The sequence below is a fragment of the Streptomyces sp. NPDC001027 genome (assembly GCF_040299045.1).
In the GTDB taxonomy this organism is placed as follows: Bacteria; Actinomycetota; Actinomycetes; order Streptomycetales; family Streptomycetaceae; genus Streptomyces.
Genome location: NZ_JBEPBI010000098.1, coordinates 20,614 through 27,228 on the forward strand (window position 1 = coordinate 20,614; position 6,615 = coordinate 27,228).

Here is a 6,615-nt window from a genome sequence, read left to right on the forward strand (position 1 = left end):
GACGCCGCACCGGAGCCTCTGCGAGCCGTGCGAGGGCGGCCCGCGGACCGTACGGAGCGAGCCTGGTCTAGACCGCTGGTGATCGACTGCTACCGTCACCCCCGAGCGGCAGCGTCATCAGCGGCAGCGGCGACCCGGGAGGCGACAGCGGTGGCAGACCTCGGCGGAAGACGACGGCGGGCGTTCATCGGCTCGTTCACGGCGGCGGGAGGGCCCGGCATCGTGGTCGCCGACGTGGACCGGACCAGCGGCGCCCTGACCCTGGTGGGCAGCGTGAACGGCGTCCCGGACCCCTCGTATCTGGCCCTGTCGCCCACCGGGGAGACGCTGTACGCGGTCAGCGAGACGACGGACGGCGCGGTGGCGGCGTACCGGGTGGCGGGCGACGTGCCCGAACAGGCCGGGCCGCCGGTGCCGGTCGGCGGCAGCGGCCCCACCCACCTCAGCGTGTTCGACGGGCACGTCCTGACCGCCAACTACGGCTCCGGGAGCGTCACCGCCGTCCCGGTCCGGGCCGACGGCGCCCTCGCCCGCGCCGCCTCCGGCATCCTGCGGCACACCGGCTCGGGTCCGCACACACGTCGCCAGCAGAGCCCGCACGCCCACCATGTGCAGCCCGACCCCAGCGGTCGATGGGCGGTCAGCGTCGACCTCGGCACGGACTCGGTGCGGGTCTGCGCGCTGCGCGACGGCGTGCCCGTCCTGCACCGGGAACACGCCCTGCGCCCCGGATCCGGGCCGCGCCACCTGGCCTTCCACCCGGCGGGCCGGCACGCCTACGTCGTCAACGAGCTCACGCCGACGGTCACCGTCTGCCGCTGGGACGCGGCGGAGGGCTCTCTCAAGCCGCTGGCCGAGGCCGCCGTGCTGCCGGGCGCGCCGGCCGGGGACGCCTACCCCTCGGGCCTCGTCGTCTCGCCCGACGGCCGCTTCGTGTGGGCCGCCACCCGCGGCGAGGACGTGCTCTCGGTGTTCGCCGTCGAAGCCGACGGCGAGGCGCTGCGCCTCGTCGGGACGGCGCCCTGTCACGGGCGGTGGCCGCGGGCGGTCGCCCTCGCCGACTCGGGAAACGTCCTCTACGTCGCCAACGAGCGCTCCGGCGACGTCACCTGGTTCACGCTGGACCCGACGACCGGCCTGCCCCGCCGCGCGGGCTCGCTCGCGGTCCCCGCCGCGTCCTGCGTGGTCCTCGGCTGATCCGCGGCCTCCCCGGCGGGTCCGCCCGCAGCCGCCGCCACCTCGACCTCCACGTCCGCTTCCGCCTCCGCCGATCCGGTCGTCCGGTCCGTCGGAGCGTGACGCGAAGAGCCCCCTCCTGGACGGGAGGGGGCCCTTCACGGCGTCCTGCGGTGGTGCCGGACGGCTCAGCGGACCGGCGCGCCCTGCTGCTGCGGCGGTGCGATGCCGAGGGCCGTCGTGTACTTGGCCAGCGCGAGCTTGCCGATGGCCGGGTAGGGGCCGAGCGCGTCGGCGGCGGGGCAGCCCGCCTCCTTGGCCGCCTCCTCGATCAGCGTGGCGTCGATCTCCGGGCCGATCAGGTAGGGGGCCAGGGCCAGCTGCTGGGAGCCGGAGGTGCGCAGCTGCTCGGCGACGGAGGCGATGGAACCCTCCTGGTCGAGCGCGGCGGCCATCACGGGAACGGCGAGACGCGCGGCGAGCAGCATGCCGGTGATGCCGGCGGCCTGCACGGCCTCCTCGCCGCCCACGGAGGCGAGGATGATGCCGTCCGCCGCCGTCGCCACGGTGAACAGCCGGGCGCGGTCGGCTCGCGCCAGACCCGCCTCCGACAGCCGCACGTGCAGCGCCTCGGCGAGCAGCGGGTGCGGGCCGAGGACGTCGGTCAGCTCGGCCGCGATCCGGCTCTCCATGACGGCCTGGCGGACCTGGCGCAGCAGCGCGCTGTCCGGACCGGCCAGCAGCGGCACGACCACCGCGACCGGGCCGTCGGGCTCCTTGACGTCCAGACCGGCGGCGCGGGCCTGCTCGAAGCGGGCGGTGCGCTCCTCGGCCGCGTAGGTCAGCACGGACTGCAGTGTGGGGAACTCGGTGTCGTCCCCGTCGAGGTAGCCGATGCGCGCGTCGAGGCCGGGGAGCTCGGAGCGGGCGATGCTCACGACCTCCTCGGCGAGACCGCGGGTGGCGACGCTCGGCGTGCCCGGCACCGCGAGGACGAGCGCGGGCGCGCCCTCGGGAGCCGCCAGCGGCTCGGGTCGGCGGTGCCGCCCGGGCTGGCGAGGTCGCGGCATTCGTACTGGCAGGCCGGACGCGGGCCCAGTGGGGGAGCTCATGGCGACGCATGTTACTGGCTTCCTGGGCTCCCCTGTTCGGGGAGGGTGCACGTGAGCGGTATCCGTCCGGTTTTGTCTGATGAGTTACGTACGGATCAGAAGTGATCAGCGTGTTTTCCAGGCGACTTGCCCTCGAAGGGGGTAATCCCCCTTTTGGGGCATGACGTACGTTCCCTACGCGTGACGCATTACTCGGGCGACAGCACCGATAGCAGCGTCTCCTCATGCGGAAGGTCCAGTGTGCCTGCCGCCAGGCCGACGGCGATGCGCACGGCGCCGTCCAGCGGATCGCCCTCGGCGGGCGCCCGCACGGCGTGCGGCAGCCGCCTCGCCAGCTCCTCCTCCAGGGGGACGAGGAGAGGGTCGCCCAGGGCGAACAGGCCCCCGGTGAGGGCGACCCGGGGCTCGCCTCCCGGCGGGCAGACGGCTGCGGCCGACTCCGCGATGTGCCGGGCCGCCGTGTGCAGGATGCCGTCCGCCACCGGGTCGTCCTGCGCGCACTCGGCCACCGGCGGCGCGAACGAGGCGAGGACGGCCGACCTGTCCGGGCGTGGGTAGAGCCGACCGGGCAGCCCTGCCATCGGGCCGAACCGCTCCTCGGCGCGGGCCAGCAGCGCCGCGGACCCGCCGGGGCGTCCGTCGAAGGCGCGCAGCGCGGCCTCCAGGCCGGCCCGGCCGATCCAGGCGCCGCCCCCGCAGTCGCCGAGCAGATGCCCCCAGCCGTCCGCCCGCTGCCAGGCCGTCAGATCCATGCCGACCGCGATCAGGCCGGTGCCCGCGGCCACCACCGCTCCCGGCCGTGCCCCGAGCGCGCCGACGTAGGCGGTGACCGCGTCGGCTGCGAGCGCGGTCGTACGGACGCCGAACTCCCGTGCCAGGGCGGACGGCAGTTCGGCGCGCAGCGCGTCGCCCAGGGTGGCGAGGCCCGCCGCGCCGACGACGGCCGTGGTCGGCGACGGGGCGTCGGTCTCGGCCGTCAACGACCTGACCAGCGGCACCAGTTGCTTCATCAGGTGCACCGGGTCGATGCCGTGCGGCCCGGTGCGCACGGGCACCGTGGACAAGCGTCGGCCCAAAGCGCCCCGCCCGGCCGACCCCAGGGCGACCCGCAATCCCGAACCGCCCGAATCCACGGCGAGGACGCCCTTGTCGGCGTCGGCCGCGCCGTCGGCGTCCGGGCCGGCGCCGAAGCTCACGGCAGGCGCCAGTCCACCGGCTGACCCCCCTGCCGGACCAGCAGGTCGTTGGCCCTGCTGAACGGCCGCGAGCCGAAGAAGCCGCGGTCGGCCGACATGGGGGAGGGGTGCGCGGACTCCACCGACGGCAGATCGCCCAGCAGCGGGCGCAGGTTGCGGGCGTCGCGGCCCCACAGGATGGACACCAGGGGCTTGCCGCGCGCCGCCAGCGCCCTTATCGCCTGCTCGGTGACCTCTTCCCAGCCCTTGCCCCGGTGCGCGGCCGGTTTGCGCGGGGCCGTGGTGAGCGCCCTGTTGAGCAGCAGCACCCCCTGCCGCGTCCACGGCGTCAGATCGCCGTCGGACGGCTGGGGCACGCCCAGGTCGGTGGTGAGCTCCCGGTAGATGTTGATCAGGCTGCCGGGCAGCGGTCTGACCTCGGGGGCGACCGAGAACGACAGCCCGACCGCGTGCCCGGGCGTCGGGTAGGGGTCCTGTCCGACGATCAGGACGCGGACGTCGTCGAAGGGCTGCTGGAAGGCTCGCAGGACGTTCTGTCCGGCCGGGAGGTAGGTGCGTCCCGCGGCTATCTCCGCGCGCAGGAACTCGCCCATCTCGGCGATCTTTCCGGCGACGGGTCGCAGGGCCTCGGCCCAGCCCGGTTCGACGATCTCATGCAGGGGTCGTGGTGCCACGGCGTCACCCTACTGCCGCGGAGGGCGTGACGATCAACCAGTGGCCAGGGCCTGTTGACCGGAAGGGGTGCGTCCTGTCCAGCGTCATCCGTCGGGCCGGCGGGCGGCCGGAGGGCCGCACCCCTGCGCGTACGGTCCGCGTCATCCGATCACCGCGGCTCGCACGCACAGCACGTCCGGCAGATGCGAGGCCAGCTGCTGCCAGCTGTCCCCGTCGTCCGCCGACGCGAACACCTCGCCGTTGCGGTTGCCGAAGTACACGCCGGCCCGCTCCGCGACGTCGTCCGTGCACAGCGCGTCCCGCAGGACGGTCCCGTAGTGGTCCTCCTGCGGCAGGCCCGCGGAGAGCGGCTCCCAGCTCCTGCCCGCGTCCGCGGTGCGGAAGACCCGGCACCGGCGGTCGGCCGGCACCCGGTCCGCGTCGGCGTTGATCGGGAAGACGTACGCCGTGTCCCCGCGGGTGGGGTGCGCGGCGACTGCGAAGCCGAAGGTGGAGGGCAGGCCCGGGCCGATGTCGGTCCACTGCCCTCCCGCGTCGTCGCTCCGGTACACCCCCCAGTGGTTCTGGAGGTAGAGACGGTCGGGATGCTCCGCGTCCCTCGCGACCTTGTGCACGCACTGGCCGAACTCCGGGTTCGGATCGGGCAGGAACACCGCGGAGACGCCCGAGTTGGCGGGGGACCAGTGCGCTCCGCCGTCGGCCGTGCGGAACACGCCGGCCGTGGACACGGCCACCGTCACCGATCGCGGGTCGCGCCGGTCGGTGAGGATCGTGTGCAGGCCTTCCCCGCCGCCGCCCGGCACCCACCGGGAGCGAGTCGGGTGTTCCCACAGCGGTCGGATCAGTTCGAAGCTCTCGCCGCGGTCCTGCGAGCGGTAGAGCGCGGCGGGCTCGGTGCCCGCGTAGACCACGTCCGGCTCGGCCGCGGACGGGTGCAGCTGCCACACCCGCTCCAGCGAGGCCCCGGTGTCCTGGGGGAACTTGACGGCCGGCGCGGCCGGTTCGGTCCAGGTCCGGCCGAGGTCGTCGGAGTGGAACACCGACGGGCCCCAGTGCGCGCTGTCGCCGCCCGCGAGCAGCCGCGGGCGGTCGCCGCGGGTGTCGAGGGCGACCGAGTAGATCGCCTGTGCGTTGAAATAGGGGGCTTCGTCGAACTCCCACGCGCCGCCGCGCCGCCGCCCGACGAACAGGCCTTTGCGCGTGCCCACGGCGAGCAGTACCTCGGTCATGCCGATCACCTCCGCTGCGTCTTCGACGCCTTCGTCACAGACACCGGCCAGTCTGCACCCCGCCACTGACAGTCACCTCCGGAAAGTCGTCGTCGCAGGTCACGGCGGCCCTGGCGGCTCTGTGCGGTTGGACTGCCGCCCCGTCGGCCCCGATGTCCGCGGGCACGCCGCAGGCCGCGGGACACCGGGCCCGCGGACTCGCCCTGAGCATCGGGCCCGCCCGCCCCGTATGGGAGGGGGCCGGGATGTACGTGTGTTCGTGAGGAGGATGCCTTCGATGGCGTTCCGTGGTCCGAAAGTGTGGCTGTGGCGCTGGCGGCGCAACCCGCTCAAGCGCCCCGCCGACATGGTGGAGTCCTGGGTCGTGCTCGGCGTGTGGGCGCTGACCGTGCTCGCCGGCGTCCTGGCGGGGTGGGCGACGGCGGGGTCCGTCGAGGACGGCCTCGCGCGCGAGCGCGTCGAGTGGCGGCCGCTGACGGGTCGTCTGACCGACCCGGCGCCCGGCAAGCCCGCTGCGAGCGGGTCCGCGAGCGGCGATCGCGTGTGGGCGAGGGCGGGCTGGACGGGACCCGACGGCTCCACGCACACCGGGCAGGTCAGGGTCGGCCCCGGCAGCGCCGCCGGCACGCCCGTCACGGTCTGGACGGACCCCCGGGGCCGCATGGTGACCGAGCCCGTCGGCGCCGCCCAGGCCCGCCTGCGCGCGTCCCTCGTCGGCGGCGTGGCGGGCCTCGGCGTGGCGACGCTGCCCTTCGCGGGAGGCCGCGTCCTGCGCGGTCGCCTGGAACGCCGCCGGGTCGCCCAGTGGGACATCGACTGGGCCCGCTTCGACGCCTTGCGCGGACGTCCGGCGAACTGACCCGCCCGGCGGGCCACCGCCTCCCGCCCGCGCCCGCCCTCACGGGCGCGCGGCACGGGCCGCTCCGCCGTGCCCTGCGCTCTCCCGGAGCCGTCGGGCCGCGCGGACGGCGAGTCGGGCCGACACGGCAGACCGCGGTCCCGGCCGTGAGCCGGGCCGCTCCGCGCGACCTGCCCGAGGTCCACGGCCCCTGCCCCCGGCCCGGACGGCGCCACGCGAAGCGGCCCGGGCAGTCGACGAGCGCGGCGATCATCCGCTCGCCGTGCTCGCCGTGCTCGCCGTGCTCGCCGTGCTCGCCGTGCTCGCCGTGCTCGCCGTGCTCGCCGTGCTCGCCGTGCTCGCCGTGCTCGCCGTGCTCGCCGTGCTCG

Annotated in this window: 6 protein-coding genes; 2 read left to right on the forward strand and 4 right to left on the reverse strand. The window is 75.4% G+C overall.

Annotated elements, in window-relative coordinates:
• Window positions 1-150 precede the first annotated feature (150 nt).
• Window positions 151-1,197 carry a lactonase family protein gene (locus ABT300_RS24710; protein WP_351679491.1) on the forward strand — a complete coding sequence of 349 codons (1,047 nt, stop codon included), beginning with the start codon at window positions 151-153 and terminating at the stop codon, window positions 1,195-1,197.
• 167 nt (window positions 1,198-1,364) lie between these two features.
• Here ABT300_RS24710 and ABT300_RS24715 read toward each other — a convergent pair whose 3' ends face one another.
• The 4 genes from ABT300_RS24715 to ABT300_RS24730 form a co-directional block, all read right to left on the reverse strand.
• Window positions 1,365-2,288: a sirohydrochlorin chelatase gene (locus tag ABT300_RS24715; RefSeq protein WP_351679493.1), complete on the reverse strand. Its 924-nt coding sequence runs from the start codon at window positions 2,286-2,288 to the stop codon at window positions 1,365-1,367.
• A 188-nt stretch (window positions 2,289-2,476) separates the two neighbouring features.
• Window positions 2,477-3,484: an N-acetylglucosamine kinase gene (locus ABT300_RS24720; RefSeq protein WP_351679495.1), complete on the reverse strand. Its 1,008-nt coding sequence runs from the start codon at window positions 3,482-3,484 to the stop codon at window positions 2,477-2,479.
• Window positions 3,481-4,158, reverse strand: a complete 678-nt coding sequence (locus ABT300_RS24725; protein WP_351679497.1) for a uracil-DNA glycosylase — start codon at window positions 4,156-4,158, stop codon at window positions 3,481-3,483. Before ABT300_RS24725 ends, ABT300_RS24720 begins: the two co-directional genes overlap by 4 nt.
• A 141-nt stretch (window positions 4,159-4,299) precedes the next feature.
• Complete coding sequence (locus tag ABT300_RS24730; protein WP_351679499.1) at window positions 4,300-5,454, reverse strand: WD40/YVTN/BNR-like repeat-containing protein; 1,155 nt, start codon at window positions 5,452-5,454, stop codon at window positions 4,300-4,302.
• 211 nt (window positions 5,455-5,665) lie between these two features.
• Between ABT300_RS24730 and ABT300_RS24735 the strand changes: the two genes are divergently transcribed.
• Window positions 5,666-6,247 carry an Rv1733c family protein gene (locus ABT300_RS24735; protein WP_351679501.1) on the forward strand — a complete coding sequence of 194 codons (582 nt, stop codon included), beginning with the start codon at window positions 5,666-5,668 and terminating at the stop codon, window positions 6,245-6,247.
• The last annotated feature ends 368 nt before the right edge of the window (window positions 6,248-6,615 follow it).

Excerpts from the sequence above, each read along its gene's own strand:
- ABT300_RS24715 (WP_351679493.1), bottom strand. The coding sequence starts at position 2,288 with ATGAGCTCCCCCACTGGGCCCGCGTCCGGCCTGCCAGTACGAATGCCG.
- ABT300_RS24735 (WP_351679501.1), top strand. The coding sequence starts at position 5,666 with ATGGCGTTCCGTGGTCCGAAAGTGTGGCTGTGGCGCTGGCGGCGCAAC.